Source organism: Paenibacillus sp. JNUCC 34 (assembly GCF_058269055.1).
Genome location: NZ_CM177770.1, coordinates 2,739,535 through 2,756,893 on the forward strand (window position 1 = coordinate 2,739,535; position 17,359 = coordinate 2,756,893).

Sequence of the window (17,359 nt, forward strand, 5' to 3'; positions counted from 1 at the left end):
TCAAGTATCATGAATCATCATGTACGCAAAAAAAGAATTTGCCTGTTCATATTCAGTTCATATAGCCGTCACGAAGAGTACATCTATATTCGTTAAGATTATTTTAGCACCAAGAAAGATGCTCTAAAAAAGAGATAATGACAGGAGAAGATGCAAATGATACAACAAGAGAAAATAAACGTAGTCAAGAGAACAGTCAAAAAACGAACTTCAATTGCAGCTTTAACGCTAGTGTTAACCATGTTAGCCCCGCTATCTGCAATGGCCGCACCGGCTGCCATGAATAACAGCATTAACCTTACGTATGAGACAACAAAGAAAACCGTAATCGAAAAAGCCAAATTACTGACTGAAACGTACGGTACGACGAGTCTGCAATATGCGCTCATTGATGGTGGAGAGATTACGGTGTCCGGTCAAACGGGGAAGAACGATCTAAACGACAAGGTACCTCTTACTACGAACACGATCTATGGCATTGGTTCAACCAGTAAAATGATGGTTACAGCCGCTGTAATGAAGCTGGTTGACGAAGGCAAGATCGATTTGGATGTGCCTGTAGTGAACTATATGCCTGATTTTACAATGAAAGATAACCGATACAAACAGATTACACCCCGTATGTTGCTGAATCATTCCTCTGGTCTTCTGGGCACCTCAACCAGCAGTGCCACATTGTACGGAGATAATGACACGTATTCACATGATACGTTTCTCGATCAATTGGCGGATCAAAACCTGAAGGCAGATCCCGGTGCATACTCGGTCTACAGCAACGATGGCTTTACGTTAGCCGAGATTCTGGTTGAAAGAGTGAGCGGCCTCGACTATACCGCATTTATACACAAGTATTTCACGGAGCCTTTGGATATGAACCATACCAAAACACCACAGGATGTGGTTAATCCGGCAGAAATGGCGGGAATCTATTCCCCTTTTTATGAGGGACAACTTCCAAAAGAGAATTATAATGTCCTCGGTACTGGAGGTCTGTATTCCACCGCTGAAGATCTGGTGAAATTTTCACGAATCTTCACGGGAGAGGTCAATGGCATTCTTTCCAGTAAGTCTGTAAAAGCTATGGCGCAGGAAGAATATAAAAGAGGCATGTGGCAAGAGGATAGCGATACGCTGATGTCTTACGGGTTGGGGTGGGATAGTGTGAACTTGTTCCCATTCAACGAATACGGCATTCAGGCTGTTATGAAAGTTGGAGCTACGTTATCTTATCAATCTTCACTCGTCGTACTTCCGGAATACAACATGGCTGCAGCCGTGATCTCTTCAGGCGGAGCAAGCATAACCAATCAATTCGTTGCGAGTGAGTTATTACTTAGCGCACTTGAAGAAAAGGGCATTATTAAAGAACGGAAACCGGAAAAATCATTTGGTGTACCTGTGAAGGCTGATATGCCTAAAGAAATCTCCAAGTTTGCAGGGATATATGGTGGCAATAATTTAGTTACGAAGATCAAAATAAATAAGGCTGGACAAATGACGGTCTCCTATCTCACGGCTCCAAGTAATCCGGTTCAAGAATACACCTATACATCAGATGGTACTTTTGTGAGTGATGATGGTACAGAAAAGTTGAAATTCGTTGTGGAGAAAAATGGGAATACCTACCTGTGGTCTCGATCTTATATCTCCATTCCAGGACTCGGACAGGTGGCTTTCTCAGAATATAATGCGGAGAAGCTCAAAGCCAATACATTACCCAAGGAGATTAACGCTGCATGGGCAAAGCGCGATGGTAAAAAATATTATCTGGTGAATGAGAAATACACATCAATGCTCTATCTTAATGCTACATCGATCCTGCCTATTCATATCAATAAAGAGAATCCAGGGTATATGTCCAATAATAAAATTATTGGAGCCAACGAAGCAGCCAATCAATTGCAGATTCCGGGTACTGCCGGACGAGATACGATGGACATTCATTTCTCCAAAAAGAACGGAGGAGAGTATCTTACATTTTCAGGTTTTGTATACGCCAGTGAGGAAATGGTGAAACCAATCTATTCGGGTAAACGATTCGCAACAACCATTCAAGCAGATGGATATGCCAAATGGTTTTCGGTACCCGCTACTGCGAAAGGAAAAGTCATGACAGTGAATTTGCCTGCAAATGGAGCCTTTGCTGTCTATGATCAGAACGGAATTTGTATTAATCACAGCGTGGTCAGCGGTAAGAATCAGGTCGTATTACCGGAGAACGGTAGGATCGTATTTGCAGGTGAGGTCGGTTCGAAGTTTGCTATTTCATTGGAAAAGTAAATACGAGCTAGTCTACGAGGCTGTCCTATAATGTCATTACTGACCTTATAGGACAGTATTTTTTTGTGTAAATATTTTCTCTAAGCTACAAGGCTGGTAGCAATTCTGGATAATTTGTTCAATATGACGGCTTTTTTTGTTTATAAATATAAGTTCTAACCCTTACAAGAAGCAAGTTAAGGCCATGGTTGTTGTGTGTTCTATGAGCTTTGTGGATGATCTTCTCACTTGTTACCAGCTTTAAATAGTTTATAATGATTAGATAATAGTAGATATTTTAATCTATAAATATTTATAATAGACTATAATATGGTGACAATTGACACAGAAAAGGTGTGTTTCTAGGGACGCCTTGCTTTTTAATGCTAAGCAGGAGCGCCTACTCTTTTTTTCAAATATACGCGATAAGGAAGGTTATCATGAGCAACATGCAGAAGAAAACAGACGTTATCTTAATTGGTGCCGGAGTCATGAGCGCAACATTGGGATCCTTACTGAAAGAGTTAGCACCTGAATGGGAAATCAAAGTGTTTGAGAAACTCGCAAACGCGGGAGAAGAAAGCTCTAACGAATGGAATAATGCCGGTACAGGACATGCTGCACTATGCGAACTTAACTATACAGCTGAAAAATCGGATGGATCCGTAGATATTAGCAAAGCTGTAAAAGTGAATGAGCAGTTTCAGCTTTCAAGACAGTTCTGGTCTTATCTTGTAAATAGCAATCTGATTCGTAATCCCCAGGACTTTATCATGCCAATACCTCATATGAGTTTAGTGCAAGGGGAAAATAATGTAACGTATTTGAAAAAACGTTTTGAAGCGCTGTCAAACAATCCCCTGTTTCAAGGGATGGAATTTTCCGATGACCCTAACAAGCTGGAGGAATGGATTCCACTTATCATGGAAGGCCGTACATCGAATGATCCGATAGCGGCAACAAAAATCGATTCTGGGACGGATGTTAACTTTGGCGCTTTAACGCGAATGTTATTTGACCACTTAAAGAGTAAAAACGTTGAGATCAACTACAAGCATAGTGTTAAGAATATGAAACGTACTAGCGACGGCTCGTGGGAAGTGAAAGTGCATGATATTAATAGCGGTAAAATCGAGTACCATACTGCAAAATTCGTCTTTATCGGTGGTGGAGGCGGAAGTCTGCCTTTACTGCAAAAAACCGGTATTCCTGAGTCAAAACATATTGGTGGGTTCCCGGTAAGCGGGCTATTTTTGGTATGTAACAATCCGGAAGTTGTAGCGCAGCATCATGCAAAAGTGTACGGTAAAGCTAAGGTCGGAGCTCCTCCCATGTCTGTTCCGCATCTGGATACAAGATATATCGATAATCAAAAATCATTGCTGTTTGGACCGTTTGCCGGCTTTTCACCAAAGTTCTTAAAAACAGGTTCGTATTTTGACTTGATAGGTTCCGTAAAACCGAATAATGTCTTCACGATGTTGGCAGCAGGCGTAAAAGAGATGGCATTGACAAAATACCTGATCCAACAAGTGTTGCTATCGAATGAAAAGCGTATGGAAGAATTACGTGAGTTTATTCCGAACGCTAAAAGTGAGGACTGGGATATTGTGGTAGCGGGCCAGCGTGTGCAAGTTATCAAAGATACGGATGCCGGTAAAGGAACACTTCAATTTGGTACAGAAGTTGTTAGTGCTGCTGATGGCTCGGTAGCTGCATTGCTTGGTGCTTCTCCGGGTGCTTCTACTGCCGTTCACGTTATGCTTGAGGTATTAGAAAAATGCTTCCCACAACATATGAAAGAGTGGGAACCGAAAATAAAAGAAATGATTCCTTCTTATGGCATGTCACTAGTGGAAAACCCAGAGCTTTTCCAAAAAATTCATACTTCAACAGCGCAGACGCTTGGTCTAAGCGAAAAAGAACTGGCCTATAGTTGAAAAGGTAATGATTGAAAAAACAGAGATGGAGAATGAAAAGAGCCGCGATACTTCGCAGCTCTTCTTTTTCTTTTTTTTGATTAAATTAGGAAAATACAGAAAAATTACCGATCTTATTCCGCTTAGCTTGGTACGATACCAACTCCGTTAATTTTCATTAATATAATCATAAACGGGTAACCAATTGTTAATGGTTTTCAATTGTAAGTAATCATTATCGATTGTTTTTTGTTTATTATCTTGTGTTCCTCTATATACTTCATCAGATATATCGCACATACCTAAATGAATCCTTACTCCAGTCCCTGGATCTATATATAACCCTTTCTCAAAAACCTTTCCATGGTTATCTCTTACATTGTGTATTCGTGAACAAATGATGCAATAGTACATACATATTCACCTCTTCTTATGAAGATATTCAAAACACGTTTCCGAGCGTCGTTATCAGTCAAACAGTTTTAAAATCTCCACCACCTAACCTATTTTGAAATCAGCATATGAAAAATGTTGAGAGGAGTGCAGGTCCATTGAGATCGTATTGATAAAATTGCAACGTATATTTCATTCGACTTCCATCCATCGTTATCCAACCACTAAAATCGATGCGATACCGAATCATATGAGGAATTAGAATTTGTATTGAGAATGATGAGCATGAAGCATGCTCCTTACATATGTTGATAATAACTCAATTTTAAATCACTTAGGAAGGGTTGAGCTCGATGTCAAGGGATTCAAATGTCGGATTTTTAGTAAAGTCATTGTTGAAGAAACATTCGCTTTCGATGCGTAAACTTAGCGTACTAACAGGAATCGATACAGCAACGATTTCTCGAATTGTTAATGGCAAACAACCAGCAAAACTGAATCACTTAAAACAATTTGCTAACCACTTGCATATTCCATTAGAGAAATTAGTTAACGCTTCTTTTGATGTTATGGAATCAGAAGGTGATCCTCCTAGAGATATTCATTACTCCGTTGACACTATTCAAGAATTCCTTGGATCATCCTATTTATTTGATCAACAATATACTACAGATCGTGTTAAGCAGGAATTAACGAAGTATGAACAGTATGCACAGACAGCCGAGGGAAGTCAGATGATATATGATGATTTTTGCTCAAAAGTCGAAAAAGTAAATAGTGCAGGCCCATTTATTGAACAGTTGAAACAAATGTATGAAAAATATTGCCATGAGAATACTCCTACTAACGAACGTGTTGTACTGGGGAGTGGGCTCTTATATTTCATTTTATCCGCCGATATTATCCCTGATTATTTATTTCCAATCGGTTATTTAGACGATGCTATTGCTGTACAACTTGTGCTACATCGACTTTTACAAATTAACCATCCTGCATAGTGTAACTTACCTGCTAAAAGTCCGATTTACCATTCAAGAGATGAATATGCGTCTTGGTAGCGTAACGGAAGAAGGATTTTCAAGGCTGGCCACACTCTTTGGGCATGTGCAAAATATCAGTGACACAGGCCCATCCGATATGATTAACGCAATTGAGTTAAGATGTTGATTCTCAACGAACCTACGGTAATGGAAGCCGCTAAAGCTTCGGTCTCGCAAATCGTCCGACAATTTCCGTGGACTGTACTACATTCATAAAAGCGTGAGGGTCGGTTTGGACTACCGTTTTTCGGACGGCCGCCAGTTCATAACGGGTGGTTACCGTCATAAGCGTGTAGTTTTCTTGCTCGCTGTACCCGCCCTCCGTATGGATGCACGTTATTCCATGGTGCAGTTTGCGCAGCTGACTAAGCATCTGATCTTTTTGCTTTGTTATGATGAAGCAGGTGACCTTGATATGCCCGACATGAATCATGTCGACCACTTTTCCCTTCACAAACGTAGACAGCATGGAGTAAAGCGCCAGGTCCCAGCTCTGGAAAAAGCCAAGCGCCAAAATCACTATGCCGTTCATGAGGAACAGGATGTTACCCATCGGAACGTCCCGTTTGCGCGTTACGATGGAGCCGAGGATATCGAACCCACCGGTAGAGCCGCCGACTCGCAGTGAAAAGCCGATGCCCGCCGCCGAGATGATGCCGCCGAATACGGCGGCCAGAATAGGGTCTTTGGTTACCTGGATGACGGGAATCATTGCGATAAACCAAGTGGTGCTGACGACCGAGACGCAGCTAAGGACGATATATCTTCGTCCGACCGCCTTCCATCCCCAGAAGATAAGAGGGACATTAAGCAAAAAATAAACGATGGAAATATTCCACCCGGTTATATAACCAATGATGGAAGCAACCCCCGCAACCCCGCCGGATAAAAGCTGATGGGGAATCAGGAACAAGTTGAGACCAGCCGCCACAAGCAGGGAGGAGAAGAGAATTACTCCAACCTCCTGCAATGGTTTGAGCACAGTTTTAATCGGATTACTTGTAAACGGTAAGTATTGATTTTGATTCATGATCTGGGCCTTCTTTTCTCACTCTTTTAGTTATAAAAAAATGTTATCGGTATAAATTATCTTTTTTATCGTAATTCCAGACTATGACAAATATTATAGCGACAGAAGTGAATTAATAGGCAGTACAGCTATTTATGGACGCAACTGAAATTAGCGTTATTTGTATTGCACATTCACTAGAGTCTGTTAAACTTACGGGGAACGATAGTTACCATGACCAGGGCGAATACATTAGAGAATGAGATAAAACCTTATAGAAACGATGTTGATGATGAAAATTGAACTAGGACAACAACAAATAGAATTTCATGTGGAATACGGCCCACGCAAAAAGCTCTCGATCCATATCGACCCTTCGGGACTGGTTACAGTGAAGGCGCCGAATCATACAGGTGATGATGAGGTGATGAACGCCGTGAGGCAGCATGGGAGTAAGATTTTGAAGCAATTGCAGGCGATTGAGGCAGCTCGCACGGCTCCAAAGATCAGAGAATACGAAGAGGAAGGCAAGTTCCTTCATCTTGGCCAATACTATTCGCTTCATGAGTTAATCGAGACGAATGGGCGAACGAAAGAAGAGCTTCAACGTGATCTGAAGAAGTTCTACTTCGCAAGCTGTAAGAAGGTGATCGGGGAACGCATCAAAATCTATCAAAAGCAGCTGAAAGTCACACCGAAATCCTTCATAATCGAGGAGTCCCGAACGAAGTGGGGCAGCTGCAGTTCGGCTAAGCATCTCACCTTCAATTACCGTCTCGCGATGGCGCCCATTGAGGTCATTGACTACGTGGTCATTCATGAGCTCTGTCATCTCTTGCACATGAATCATGATCGATCCTTCTGGCGGCGCGTCGGAAGCGTGATGCCGGATTACAAAGCGAAGGAAGCGTTCCTCGCGAGGTATGGACAAGCCATGACGTTGTAATACTTTAGAGAACGATGAGAAGAGGAGGCGCTTCTATGGACGGGAACAAAACGGCATATGAATCGATCGATCATTATATTTCAACCTTTCCACCGGACATTCAGGAGATACTAGAGTCGATCCGGCAGGTCATCCGAGAGGCCGCGCCCGAGGCGACGGAGAAGATCAGCTATCAAATGCCGACGTTTGCGCAGCACGGCAATGTAGTGCATTTTGCAGCGTTCAAGCATCATATCGGCTTCTATCCAGCGCCTAGCGGGATTGGGCAGTTCGAGCAAGAATTGGCTCCTTATATCGCAGGCAAAGGAACGATACAATTTCCCTTAGGCAAGCCCATCCCGTACGAACTAATAACCAAGATTGTGAAGTTTAGAGTGGCTGAGAATATCGCCAAATCGGAACGGAAATCGTCAAAGAAGAAATAATGAAATGATGATCCTTGTAAGGAAGGCAGCTCCTCTGCCTTCTTTTTTAATTTCTGTTTACTGGGAGAAGTGAAAATGGAGAAGAAAAGGTCATTGAAAAATCTGACTTAACAACCATCGGTATTTTGCCGATATACATATTGATAGGAATTTATCTACCATGGGAGGGACAATATGGAATACTCAAAGTTAGGAAAACAATTTATTGGTGGAGAATGGAGAGAGGGCAAGAGCGGTAAAACGCTGCCTGACATCAATCCATATAATGATGAAGTTATCACCACGTTTCAAATAGGTAGCGTTGCAGACATTGATGATGCTTACCAAGCTGCCTATAAAGCGAAGCTGGAATGGGACAAAGTTAATCCTTACAAAAAACGCGACATCCTTGAGAATGCTGTTAAATATATAGAGGCGAATGAGGAAGAGATTACGTCCATTATTGTTCGGGAACTGGGTGGTACGCGTCTGAAAGCAGCATTTGAGATCGGTCTTGTGAAAAATATAATTAAGGAAGCGGCTACCTTCCCGCTTCGAATGGAGGGTAAGATTTTGCCTTCTACTGAGGATGGTAAGGAGAACAGGCTATACCGGATGCCAGCCGGCGTGGTTGGTGTTATCAGTCCGTTTAACTTCCCTTTCTTCTTGTCCATGAAATCGGTTGCTCCAGCACTGGGTGCCGGAAATGGCGTGGTGCTGAAGCCGCATGAGGATTCACCGATTACAGGTGGAACTCTGATCGGCAAGATTTTCGAAGAAGCGGGTGTACCGAAGGGCCTATTGAATGTAGTGGTGACAGATATTAAAGAGATTGGCGATGCATTCGTCGAGCATCCGATTCCGAGAATCATTTCCTTCACGGGTTCGACTAAGGTCGGAAGCTATATTGGCCAACTGGCAGTTAAGAACTTCAAAAAGCCGCTACTGGAGCTCGGCGGGAACAGCGCGTTCATTATCTTGGAAGATGCGGATATCGACTACGCGGTGCAAGCGGCAACATTCAGCAGATTCACGCATCAAGGGCAGATCTGTATGTCAGCCAACCGGATTCTTGTACAGAAGTCGATCTATCAGGATTTTGTAGATAAATACAAAGAGAAGGTCTCAACGCTTACAACTGGTGATCCGAGTGATCCGCAAACCATCATTGGACCCGTCATCAACAACCGTCAGGCAGAGACACTACAGAAGCTGATTGCGCAGGGCATTGAGCAGGGCGCTGTCCCCCTGGTGCAAGGTAAGATTACCGGTAGAATGGTAGAGCCTACAGTCCTCGTAAATGTCAAACCGGATATGGTTGTAGCTCAAGAGGAGTTGTTCGGCCCGGTTGTGTGTATCATTCCGTTCGAAACGGAAGAGGAAGCGATTGAAATTGCCAACGATACGCGTTTTGGTCTTAGCGGGGCAATTCACACCTCCAATCTTGAGCGTGGTGTAGAAATAGCGAAGAAGGTCCACACTGGTATGATCCATGTGAACGATGTCACGATTAACGACGAGCCGATTGTAGCTTTTGGCGGTGAGAAGCAGTCCGGCTTGGGCCGTTTGAATGGGCAATGGAGCCTGGATGAGTTTACCACGATGAAGTGGATTTCGGTTAACTACGGACAAAGGAGATTCCCGTACTAAGGGCTGGGGGAGAAAGCATGAATAACGTGACTGAAGGGCAAACACAGCATGAGTTGATCAGAGCTTTTGTAAGGGTAGCTCCACTGCTGAAAAGTCTCACTAATGATGATATCACAGTTGGCATTTATGACACGGAGAAGCTGATCATCAACATTCCGGGCAATACCTTCTCGCTGAATGTCAGCCCGGGGGACCCCCTTATGGAAGGGGATATTGTGACAAATGCGATTAGGAATAATACAGCTTTATCGGCTGTCGTTCCGAAAGAGCTGTTTGGTTTTCCGCTTGCTGCACGCGCGATACCGCTGCATGACGAGCAGGGCAGGGTTATCGGTGGTGTAGGTATGGGTACAAGCCTCGAGAAAGCGAATAAGCTTTTTGAGATGGCCGAGAGCTTTTCTGCTATTGTCGAACAGACAACTGCGTCCATTGAAGATATCAGCCAATCCGTTTCTCACCTTACGGACCGTGTGACCGAAGTAACAAACCAAATGAAGGACGTTAGCTCCAGTGCGCAGCAGATCGGTAAGATTTCCACTGCTGTTAAGGGGATTTCGGATCAGAGTAACATGTTAGGGCTTAATGCTGCCATCGAAGCGGCAAGAGCAGGGGAAGTAGGCAGAGGCTTCTCCGTCGTTGCCGATGAGATCCGGAAGCTAGCGACGAGCTCCAAAGAGAATGTGGACCAGATAAATGGCATCACTAAGAATATTCAGGAACTTTTGCTGGGGTTAAATCATGCCTTTTCTGATATTCACACTCTAACCGATAGCCAGTCAGGGGCGATTCAGGAATTCACTGCAACGATCCAGGAGATTAGTATTAAAGCAGAGGAATTAGCGCAGGTTGCTGAAGAAACACTTTTTTCTAAAGAAAACGGGCAATAGGAAATCAGAATTCTCCTCTTATACATTAGTCTTGTCTATTGACCAATAGGAATTGGAAGAAGAAATACAGCTATCATGTATTTCTTCTTTTTTTGTTGTTACCACTTATGAATTGTCAGAAAAAGAGGCGCGCCGAAGTCTATAACATGAAAGCAATTATATTTTAGAAAGAGGGAAAATACATGTTATCTTACATTGGAAATGGCGCGTATTGCTATGCAAACTCTTTATCCATGCTTTTGGAGACGATTGGTGAGAAGGTGTCACCTGCATTACTCGAAGTCCTCTCTGGCGTAGGGATCGGGGCGACATGGATCGAGCAGCCAAAGTTGCTCTTTTTCGGAGAAGTGATTCCAGATCGGGGTGTTAGCCATGCGCTCGAACTTCTTGGCTATGAATGGAAGGAGATATCAGGTGATGTAGAGGGTGAGCCGCCTTTAGAAGAATTACGGCGTGATTTGAAGTGTGGACCTGTTTTGCTCGGCCCCCTTGATATGGGGCATCTGACTTATAATCCAAACGCAGCGTATTTGGGTGGTTCCGATCATTTTGTACTCGCTTATAAGATTGATGACAATGCGATATATCTACATGATCCCGCAGGATTCCCTTTTGTAAGCTTGCCATTATCGGAGTTTGTGTTAGCGTGGAAAGCTGAAAGCATCATTGATCGAGTCTTCTCTTATCATTATTGGGCAGCTCCTAAACGTAAGGACAGTCCGTCAGAGAATGAGATATTTGCGAATGCGGTTTGTTACTTTCGAGAAATCTATCAAACAAGTGCATCAGCTGCTCCTAACTCCGAAGTGTTATATGGAAAAGAAGCGATCTTGCGTGTAGTAAAACGGATCAAGGAAGAAGAAGGGCTCATGCCAGCGGAAATTGCTCATTTCTCTTATTTTGCTTTCCAACTAGGGGCGAGGAGAGCTATGGATTATGCTGAATTTTTCATCAAGAATGCTCCTGAACTAGCTGCGATCAAAGAGAAGCAGGCAAAGCAATTCGGACGTTGTCACACTCTGATTGTGGAGAAAAATTTTCAGGCTCTCGCCGATGCCATGCATGAGTTAGCTGAGATGGAAGAAAAATTCCGTCGAGTAATTTGTGAAAGTTAATTCAGTTTGTTTTTAAAAAAACTCGCTCTTTCGTTGAATTGAACTGTGAGCCACAAGAAGGACACTTTGAAAATAGTAATCCTCTTGTGAAAGGGTTATGAATACAAATAACATACATGAAAAAAAGCGAAGGCTTCCTCAATCTCATTGAGGAAGCCTTCGTTTATCTTAACTATAGGGACTTTTTCAGTGCCCCCAAACAATAATATCACATGTAGGGTTGAAAATTTAAGGAAAAGTTAAGGAACGAAATTCATAATGGGCCTATTAACATTTATAGATGGAGGAATAAAAATGGAACAGTCCAAACAAAATCTAATAAAAACTTTACTCATTGTAAATCTGGTGATAAGTACTTGTGCAGCCATTGGGGTTGGATATATAGCCTATAAACAAAGTACAAGCCCCAACTTTTCAGACATGAGATCAAGAGGGGACGGTCAGATGTTCCCGGGTAATGGACAATTCCAGCCGGGGCAAAACCAGCCAGATCAAGATCAGTCAGGTCAAAATTAATGATAAAAGGAGATAGAAATTTGAAAAAATGGATTATTATTTCAGTAATTGTTGTTGTAATAGGAGGAGTAAGTGGCTGGTTATTATTGGGTAAAAAAAATCAAGCTCAAAGTGTTGCGGATGTAGCACAAACAACAACAGTACAAAAAGGAAAATTAGAGGTAACCGTTAGTGGTTCAGGTTCGGTTACAGCAATTACAGATCAAGATGTAACAGCAGATAATACAATTCTTGTTGTAGATAGCGTAAATGTAGTATCTGGAGATACAGTAGATAAAGGTGAAACACTTGTAACGTTTAAGAATGGTGTTGTTGTTACGGCTCCATATAATGGAGAAATCACAGCAATTAATGTGAAAAGCGGCAGCGGTGCTTCACGAGGAACAGTCCTTCTTCGTATCGAAGATGAAGATGGAATCATTTCACCAGTAACAAGAGGAGACAATAATGTTGCAGATAGCTTAAACGGCGGAAGTACTGGTGGAAATAGCTTGACAGCGGATACTGTTAGCGTAAAGGAAGGAGATGTTGTAAAAGCAGGCGCAACACTTGTAACCTTTACAGATGGAAGTATCTTAAAAGCTTCAGTTGCTGGGACAATCACTAGCCTTTCTGTTGCAAGCGGTGATTCTGTACAAATTTCGGAGACAGTTGCACACATAACAAATTACAGCTCATTGCAAACAACCATTAGTGTTGATGAATTAGATATTACAAAAGTACAAGTAGGGCAGTCGGTAAAAATAACAGCAAGTGCATTTGAAGATGAAACATTCGAAGGGAAAGTAACGAAAGTAGCAGAAGAAGGAACATCATCAAATGGAGTTTCTACATTTGACGTTACTGTAAAAATCACGGAACCAAAAAGCTTAAAAATTGGTATGTCAACAGAAGCAAGTATCACAATAGAGAGTAAAGAAGACGCACTATATGTTCCAGTAGAAGCCGTGTATAAAAGCAAAGATGAAAAATATGTACTAGTTCCTGCAACTTCTGACGATTCCACACAATCTACAAAAAAAGTAACAGTAGAAACTGGTATTTCAAATGATACGTTTGTAGAAATAACAAGCGGGTTAACTGTAGGAGAGTCAATTCAAATACCGATAGTACAATCTAGTGGTAATTCTTCTCGAGGAGGAATGATGATGCAAGGTGGTGGCTTCCCAAGTGGTGGAGGCCCAAGTGGTGGAAGCTTCCCTAGTGGCGACTTTGGAGGAAGAAATGGAGGCGGTGCTCCATCAGGCGGCAGTGCTCCATCAGGTGGACGAGGTGGGAACTAATGACTATTCATGAGCCGATTATTCAAATTAAAAACATGCAGAAAGTGTATGAACTTGGCGGCGAAACAGTATTGGCTCTTCAAAATGTTTCTATCGATATTCAAAAGGGCGATTTTATATCTATCATAGGCCCATCGGGCTCCGGAAAATCAACATTTATGAACATGATTGGATGTTTAGATCGACCGGATTCAGGTCAATTCTTATTAGATAATAAGGAAATAGGGAAAATGAAGAGCGCCCAACTTGCGACCATTCGAAACGAAAAAATAGGTTTTATTTTTCAAAACTTCAATCTTATATCGAAGCTAACAGCAGTTGAGAATGTCGAACTTCCACTCATTTACCGAGGAATTAAAGCGGCGAAACGAAGAGAAACTGCATTAGAAGCATTAGAAAAAGTAGGATTGGTAGATAGAGCGAATCATTTGCCTTCTCAATTGTCTGGTGGTCAGCAGCAACGTGTTGCAATTGCGCGCGCGTTGGCAGGGCATCCTCCTATTTTACTAGCAGATGAACCAACTGGTGCACTAGATAGTAAAACAAGTAAAGAAATTTTAGAGATTATGAATTCATTAAATGAGCAGGGGCATACTATTATTCTCATTACGCATGATTTAGATGTTGCTAAAAAAGCAAACCGTGTTGTTCGTATTCACGATGGACAACTCTATGAGAATGGAGGTGAATGGTTTGCAGACGCTCAGAATGGCACTGAAAAGCATCAAAGCAAATAAAATAAGAGCACTCCTAACGATGCTGGGGATTATTATCGGTGTATCCTCTGTTATAGTCATGGTTGCGATAGGACAAGGATCAACAAAAGAAGTACAAGAGCAAATTGGCAGCCTGGGTACAAATGTATTAACTATAACAGTTACGGGTTCGGATGTTACATTTAAAGAAAAGGACGCAGAACAGATTCAAGCTATCAGTGGTATTAAAGAAATTGCACCAACAGTGTCAGGAAGAGTGGCGGTTAAAAACGGAAGAAATAACGTGCAAGTGTCAATGATTGGAACAACTTCTTCCTACTTAGATGTCCGTGATTTACAGCTACAATCAGGACGCTTCATTGCTGACTTGGATCATGATAATCATTCAAAAATTGCAGTACTTGGTTCAGACACTGCCCAAACATTATTCGGACTGGGTGATCCGGTGGGAGAATATGTAAAGGTGAATGGAACATCCTATAAAGTTGTTGGGGTTCTTGAATCAGTTGGAAGTTCATTAGGAACAAGCGGAGATAATATGATTATTGTTCCTCTTAGCACAGGCCAACGTTTAGCTTCTACTACTAATATTGGGACAACATATGTGAAGGTAGAAAATGAAGATGTGAATAATTTCGTATCAAGTCGAATTGAAAGAACGATGAATTCAATTGTAGGTAGTGCGGATAGTTATAGTGTATCAAGTCCAAAGGATTTAATGGAAACTGCATCATCTGTCAATGAAACCATGACATTAATGTTAGGCGGAAGTGCAGCAATTTCTCTTATCGTTGGTGGGATTGGTATAATGAACATTATGCTTGTATCCGTTTCAGAACGGACCAAGGAAATTGGTATTAGAAAAGCAATTGGAGCAAAGCGTGGAAACATACTGCTTCAATTCCTTATTGAAGCAATTATATTAAGTTCATTCGGTGGAATCATTGGAGTAGGAATTGGGGTAATCAGTGCTCAAATATTTACTTTAGCCACGGGTACAACAATAGCATATTCCATATCTGTTATGCTGTTATCATTTGGTTTCTCTTTATTAGTTGGAGTTGTATTCGGTGTATTTCCGGCGAATAAAGCGTCTAAGCTTGATCCGATTCAAGCGCTTCGATATGAATAGAACAAACAAAGCGATCGTGTAATGCGAACGCTTTGTTTTGTTACTATGTAAGAAAGGAGTGACACACGATGCGTATATTAGTAGTAGAAGATAATGTATCCTTGCTGCAGTCTATTGATCAAATTTTATCTGAAGAATTTGAAGTGGATTGCGCAGACAATGGAGAAGAAGGGCTATTTATGGCCATGCAAAATATATATGATTTGATTGTCCTTGATGTTATGCTTCCGGAAATGGATGGATTTGAGGTCATACAAAGGATACGCGGAGGACATATTGAGACCCCTGTTTTGTTTTTGACTGCTAAAGATTCATTAGAAGATCGGGTCAGAGGATTGGACTCTGGAGGAGATGATTACCTGACCAAGCCTTTTCAAGCACAAGAACTACAAGCGCGTATTCGGGCGTTATTGAGAAGAAGCGGCAGTCTGACGACAAATCAAACGATTCAATATCGAGGGATTGAACTATTTGGAAAAGAAAAAGCCATTTTAATGGATGGCCATCCTATAAAATTAACGTTAAAACAGTATGAAATGCTGGAATATATGATTCAAAACAAAGGTGCCATTTTGACGAAAGAACAACTTTACGATCGAGTATGGGGATTCGACTCCGATACAACAATCGGCATAGTAGAAGTATTTGTCCATCATCTGCGCAAAAAAATGGAACCGTTCGGGTATCATAAAGACATCCAAACGGTACGCGGTATCGGATATATTTTGACGGAACAGTAGGAGAGAATGGGATGTTTCAACGAACCCGTATTAAACTCACTATTTTAAATTCATTAGTCTTCATCATATTAATTGGAGTTTTTACAGCCGTTATTTATTCGTATGCTCAATCGCGTTTGTATCGGGATGTAAACAATGACTTGCTTGAGGCGGTAGAACGTGTAGTTGGGTCAGGGCAACGTAGGTCCCTTATACGGCCGGATGGATTGTCGAGTGGACCTAGAGATTCCCGTATTTCTTTAATAATATGGAATGAAAAAAATGAACTGATTACTTTAAATGAGGATGGAACAATTTTTGCCGACAATGAATCAAAATTTCGCCCTAAAGAGTTAGGAATGCTTCTAGACACAGAAGCAGAAGGGTACCACTTTAGAACAATTGCAAAAAAGGTTCACCATCCAAATTTTGGGGTAATAACGGCGCAATTTGCAAGAAACATTACTTCCGAGAAAGACATGCTTCAGACATTGTTATTAATTTTAGTTATCGGTTCCAGTATTGGAAGTATGTGTGCGATTGGTGCGGGATTCTTTTTGGCTGAAAGGGCGCTCGTTCCAATTAAAAAAGCATGGCAAAAGCAGCAGCAGTTTGTGTCAGACGCTTCTCACGAATTAAGAACACCTTTAGCTGTTATCCAGACTAAGACAGATCTATTGTGGCGTTCCCCGACTTCTACTATACAAGATAAGGCAATAGATATATCTGTCATATCAAAAGAGGGGCGACGATTGTCAAAGCTGGTTGCCAATTTGCTTACTTTGGCGCGTTCTGATTCAGATCAGCTAGAAATGGAAAAGAAAGAGTTTTCATTAAGTCATTTGTTGAATGAATTAATCGAACATTACTCAGAAATAGCTTTATATCAAGAAAAAGAACTTGTATTAGATGCCCAATCTTCTGTCTTTCTTATCGGAGACAAGGAGAGAATTCATCAATTAATGGTCATTTTATTAGATAATGCTATAAAGTATACGAAAGAGGGAGGAAAAATTTTGATTTCTTGTTCCCAGACCTCTAATTCCGTATTAATAAAAGTACAGGATAATGGCATTGGTATTGAGGAAGATAATATATCCAAAATATTTGATCGATTTTTTCAAGTGGATAAATCCCGGACTGAAGAAGCGGGAGTTGGTCTTGGGCTAGCTATCGCAAATTGGATTATTGACAAACATCATGGCAAAGTAAAAGTACAAAGCAAGGTTGGAGTGGGAACATGTTTTGAAATTATTTTTCCAAAGAATCAAAAGCTATAAAGAAAATTGGGACCGTGTAGACCATAAATTTCTTATCAATTGTTACTTTGGGAAACGTGTGAAAGCGATTGTAACATGAAAAAGGGCTAAG

At 41.5% G+C, this 17,359-nt stretch carries 16 protein-coding genes; 14 read left to right on the forward strand and 2 right to left on the reverse strand.

The window, feature by feature from the left end; genetic code table 11:
• Positions 1-156: 156 nt before the first annotated feature.
• On the forward strand, positions 157-2,280 hold the full coding sequence (locus AC2TF5_RS12955; RefSeq protein ID WP_491302542.1) for a serine hydrolase domain-containing protein: 2,124 nt from the start codon (positions 157-159) through the stop codon (positions 2,278-2,280).
• 419 nt (positions 2,281-2,699) lie between these two features.
• Complete coding sequence (locus tag AC2TF5_RS12960) at positions 2,700-4,199, forward strand: malate:quinone oxidoreductase (RefSeq protein ID WP_491302543.1); 1,500 nt, start codon at positions 2,700-2,702, stop codon at positions 4,197-4,199.
• Positions 4,200-4,346: 147 nt separating this feature from the next.
• Here the strand turns inward: AC2TF5_RS12960 and AC2TF5_RS12965 are convergent, their stop codons facing one another.
• Positions 4,347-4,592 (reverse strand): DUF3973 domain-containing protein, encoded by a 246-nt coding sequence (locus tag AC2TF5_RS12965; protein WP_491302544.1) that lies wholly within the window; start codon positions 4,590-4,592, stop codon positions 4,347-4,349.
• A gap of 323 nt (positions 4,593-4,915) precedes the next feature.
• Between AC2TF5_RS12965 and AC2TF5_RS12970 the strand changes: the two genes are divergently transcribed.
• Positions 4,916-5,569 (forward strand): DUF1232 domain-containing protein, encoded by a 654-nt coding sequence (locus AC2TF5_RS12970; RefSeq protein ID WP_491302545.1) that lies wholly within the window; start codon positions 4,916-4,918, stop codon positions 5,567-5,569.
• A 199-nt stretch (positions 5,570-5,768) separates the two neighbouring features.
• On the opposite strand, the gene AC2TF5_RS12975 is transcribed toward AC2TF5_RS12970, so the two are convergent.
• Entirely contained in the window at positions 5,769-6,641 is an 873-nt protein-coding gene (locus AC2TF5_RS12975) for a YitT family protein (protein WP_491302546.1), read from the reverse strand.
• 271 nt (positions 6,642-6,912) lie between these two features.
• On the opposite strand from AC2TF5_RS12975, the gene AC2TF5_RS12980 reads away from it, so the two are divergent.
• The 11 genes from AC2TF5_RS12980 to AC2TF5_RS13030 all read left to right on the forward strand — a co-directional run bounded on the left by AC2TF5_RS12980 (position 6,913) and on the right by AC2TF5_RS13030 (position 17,268).
• A complete protein-coding gene (locus AC2TF5_RS12980; protein WP_491302882.1) occupies positions 6,913-7,566 on the forward strand; it encodes a M48 family metallopeptidase in 654 nt (217 codons plus the stop codon).
• Positions 7,567-7,601: 35 nt separating this feature from the next.
• Entirely contained in the window at positions 7,602-7,991 is a 390-nt protein-coding gene (locus AC2TF5_RS12985; RefSeq protein ID WP_491302547.1) for an iron chaperone, read from the forward strand.
• Positions 7,992-8,165: 174 nt separating this feature from the next.
• Positions 8,166-9,620 (forward strand): benzaldehyde dehydrogenase, encoded by a 1,455-nt coding sequence (gene yfmT, locus AC2TF5_RS12990; RefSeq protein WP_491302548.1) that lies wholly within the window; start codon positions 8,166-8,168, stop codon positions 9,618-9,620.
• Positions 9,621-9,637: 17 nt separating this feature from the next.
• A complete protein-coding gene (locus tag AC2TF5_RS12995; RefSeq protein WP_491302549.1) occupies positions 9,638-10,507 on the forward strand; it encodes a methyl-accepting chemotaxis protein in 870 nt (289 codons plus the stop codon).
• A gap of 182 nt (positions 10,508-10,689) precedes the next feature.
• A complete protein-coding gene (locus AC2TF5_RS13000; RefSeq protein WP_491302550.1) occupies positions 10,690-11,622 on the forward strand; it encodes a YobF C-terminal domain-containing protein in 933 nt (310 codons plus the stop codon).
• Positions 11,623-11,916: 294 nt separating this feature from the next.
• Positions 11,917-12,138, forward strand: a complete 222-nt coding sequence (locus AC2TF5_RS13005; protein WP_491302551.1) for a hypothetical protein — start codon at positions 11,917-11,919, stop codon at positions 12,136-12,138.
• 20 nt (positions 12,139-12,158) lie between these two features.
• A complete protein-coding gene (locus AC2TF5_RS13010) occupies positions 12,159-13,421 on the forward strand; it encodes an efflux RND transporter periplasmic adaptor subunit (RefSeq protein ID WP_491302552.1) in 1,263 nt (420 codons plus the stop codon).
• Positions 13,421-14,158, forward strand: a complete 738-nt coding sequence (locus tag AC2TF5_RS13015) for an ABC transporter ATP-binding protein (RefSeq protein WP_491302553.1) — start codon at positions 13,421-13,423, stop codon at positions 14,156-14,158. Before AC2TF5_RS13010 ends, AC2TF5_RS13015 begins: the two co-directional genes overlap by 1 nt.
• Positions 14,106-15,269, forward strand: coding sequence for an ABC transporter permease (locus tag AC2TF5_RS13020; protein ID WP_491302554.1), 1,164 nt, complete (start codon positions 14,106-14,108; stop codon positions 15,267-15,269). Before AC2TF5_RS13015 ends, AC2TF5_RS13020 begins: the two co-directional genes overlap by 53 nt.
• A gap of 68 nt (positions 15,270-15,337) precedes the next feature.
• Positions 15,338-16,009, forward strand: coding sequence for a response regulator transcription factor (locus AC2TF5_RS13025; protein WP_491302555.1), 672 nt, complete (start codon positions 15,338-15,340; stop codon positions 16,007-16,009).
• Between the two features lie 11 nt (positions 16,010-16,020).
• Complete coding sequence (locus AC2TF5_RS13030; protein WP_491302556.1) at positions 16,021-17,268, forward strand: sensor histidine kinase; 1,248 nt, start codon at positions 16,021-16,023, stop codon at positions 17,266-17,268.
• Positions 17,269-17,359 lie beyond the last annotated feature (91 nt).